1 pseudogene is annotated in these 3,241 nt (G+C 39.8%); it reads left to right on the top strand.

The annotated features are described in order from the left end of the window. Nucleotides 1–3,241 (top strand): annotated as a pseudogene (locus ACFILH_RS01685) (hypothetical protein); the annotation flags it as partial.

The raw sequence follows: 3,241 nt of genomic DNA on the forward strand, positions 1-3,241 counted from the left end.
TGCTTTGTTATGGAACGATAAAGCTAATGCCTTTGTAGCACGTCATGAAAAGAGCAAAGAAGAAAAAGGCAGAGCTGTAAGGACACAAGAAAACAGTAGAATTACGTTTCTAGCAAATGGTGATGTTTCTAAAGATTCAACGGATGCTGTCACGGGTGGTCAGCTTTATTCGCTGAACGAACAACTTGCAACCTATTTTGGTGGTGGCGCTGGCTATGATGAGCAAGGACAATGGAAAGCTCCAAGTTTTAAGGTTACGACAGTTAAGGATGATGGTAACTCTGAAGAGAAAACTTATAGCAATGTGGCGGATGCTTTGGCTGGAGTTGGTAATTCTTTCACAAATATTAGAAATGAGATCAGCAAAGAGATTAATAATGAGATTGCCAATGTGAAAGGTGATAGCCTTGTTAAGAAAGATCAAGCAACCAATCTTATCACTATTGGTAAAGAAGTAGAAGGCAGTGAAATCAATATCGCTAATAGTAGCAAAGCAGATCGAACTCTTTCTGGTGTGAAGGCAGCAACGAAGAATAATGAAGCGGTTAATAAAGGTCAGCTAGATAAAGGTTTAAAGGATCTTTCTACCAGCCTTCAGTCTGATGATTCAGCCGTTGTTCATTACGATAAACAGAAGGATGGTGCCCCTAATTATATGAGTATAACTTTGGGTGGTAAAGACAAGACACCTGTTGCACTCCATAATGTTGCTAAGGGTGTAATATCTTCAGAATCCTATGATGCAATTAATGGTCAGCAGATTAATAAAATAGGCGGTGATATTGCTAAGTTCTTAGGTGGGAATGCAGCTTTTAGTAATGGTGCTTTCAGTGAACCATCTTATGGGGTACATGACATTAGAAAAACTGGTGATGTAGATGTATCGCCAAATAGTCATCATAATGTTGGTTCAGCTCTTTCGGCGCTTGATTATAGCCTTGGGAATGTGAATACGCGTATAACGAATACGATCAATGATTTTAATAAAAAAATAACTGATAGTTCTCAACATATTGAGAAAGATGCTTTGTTATGGAATGATGAAGCCAATGCCTTTGTCGCACAGCATAAAACGGAAGAAGGTAAAAAGGAAAACAGCAAGATCACATCGCTGGCTGATGGTTCTATAGTATCAGGTTCGAGCGATGCTGTTACGGGTGGTCAGATTAATACCATAGCTGCAAGTTTATCAAAGATTTTAGGTGGCAAATCATCGTTTAGTGCTGATGGCACTTTTACAGTTCCCAGCTATGACTTATCGACAGTTTCTAAAGACGGTGAGGTAACAGATAAACCGTATGAAGGTGTTGAAAAAGCCTTTAAAGGACTTGATACAAATATCAAGACTGTTAACGCTCGCATTAAGGAAGTCTCAGAAGGAGTTGCACAAGATTCTTTATTATGGAGTAATGAGAGTAACGCCTTTGTCGCACAGCATAAAACGGAAGAAGGTAAAAAGGAAAACAGCAAGATCACATCACTTGCGGCTGGCTCTATAGTATCAGGCTCGAATGATGCGGTTACGGGAGGTCAGCTTCATACCATAGCTGCAGATTTATCAAAGATTTTAGGTGGCAGCGTATCCTTTGATGGTGAGAAGTTTAAAGATCCCACTTATACGGTGTCGAAAGTTTCTGAAGATGGTGAAGTGACAAGCGAATCCTATAATGATGTAGGCTCTGCTTTTGCAGGAATTGATACGAACTTCATAAATGTGAATAAACATCTGTCTAATGAGGTCAAAAAGTTTAATGAAAAACTAAGTAATATTACGCAAGAAGTTCAAGGCGATGCGTTGTTGTGGAGTGATGCTGAAGGGGCCTTTGTGGCACAGCATGGAAAAGAAGATAAAAGAGTGAGCAGCAAGATTAAACATCTTGCCAACGGAGACGTTAGTGGAACTTCAAGCGATGCTGTAGCAGGAAATCAGCTATATGCTCTAGGTGACAGTGTTGCGCAGTCTTTAGGTGGTCATGCTAGTTATGCCGGTGGCGCTTGGACAGCTCCAAGCTTCAAGATTAAGACCATTAATGAGGATGGTACTAAAGTTGAAGAGAAGAAGTATAATACTGTATCGGAAGCTTTTGAGGGTGTAGGAACATCTTTTGAGAATCTTCAAAAAGAGTTTACCCAAAACAACACGGAGGTTACTGAAAATATTAAGCAGAATGCATTGTTGTGGAGTGATTCTGACAAGGCGTTTGTAGCAACACATGGAGAGAAGGAAAGTAAGAGTAAGATTACATTTCTTTCCAATGGAGAGGTTTCTTCAAGCTCAAGTGATGCGATCAATGGTTCTCAGCTTTTTGAGACGAATAAGACTGTTGCAACTTATTTAGGTGGTGGCGCTGAATATACAGAAGGTAAATGGACGAATCCTAAATTCACGGTCAAGACCTTTGATGCTGATGGTGGATCTAAAGATCAGAATTATCCTGATGTAGCGAGTGCTTTAACAGGGGTTGGTAGTTCTATCACAAATGTTAAAAATGAGATTACAAAACAAATTAACAATGAAATTAACAATGTTAGAGGAGATAGCCTTGTTAAGAAAGATGCAGATACAAATCTTATCACTATTGGTAAAGAAGTAGAAGGCAGTGAAATCAATATAGCCAACAAGACTGGTACGGATCGGACTCTTTCAGGTGTTGGTGAAGCAACAAAGGATAATGAAGCTGTTAACAAAGGTCAGCTTGATGCAAGTCTGAAGGAACTTTCTACCAGCCTTCAGTCTGATGATTCAGCTGTTGTGCATTACGATAAAAAAGATGGTGATAATGGCGGCATTGATTACACGAGTGTGACTTTAGGTAAAGGTAAGGATGCAGGACCAGTTGCACTTCATAATGTAAAAGATGGTGCCATTGGTGAGAGTTCACATGATGCGATTAATGGTAGTCAGATCAACACAATTTCTCAGAATGTAGCTAAATTCCTTGGTGGTGATGCAAAATTTGTTGGCGGTACGTTTACAGGACCAACCTACAAGTTATCGAAGGTTGATACGGATGGTTCGGTAGCAAGTGCTAGTTTTGAAAATGTTGGTAGCGNTGATGCAAAATTTGTTGGCGGTACGTTTACAGGACCAACCTACAAGTTATCGAAGGTTGATACGGATGGTTCGGTAGCAAGTGCTAGTTTTGAAAATGTTGGTAGCGCATTTATTGGTCTTGATGATAATATCAAGAATGTAAATGCACGGATTAAGGAAGTTTCTGAAGGGGTAGCGCAGGATTCT

Source organism: Bartonella sp. CL435QHHD, assembly GCF_042195095.1.
GTDB lineage: Bacteria > Pseudomonadota > Alphaproteobacteria > Rhizobiales > Rhizobiaceae > Bartonella.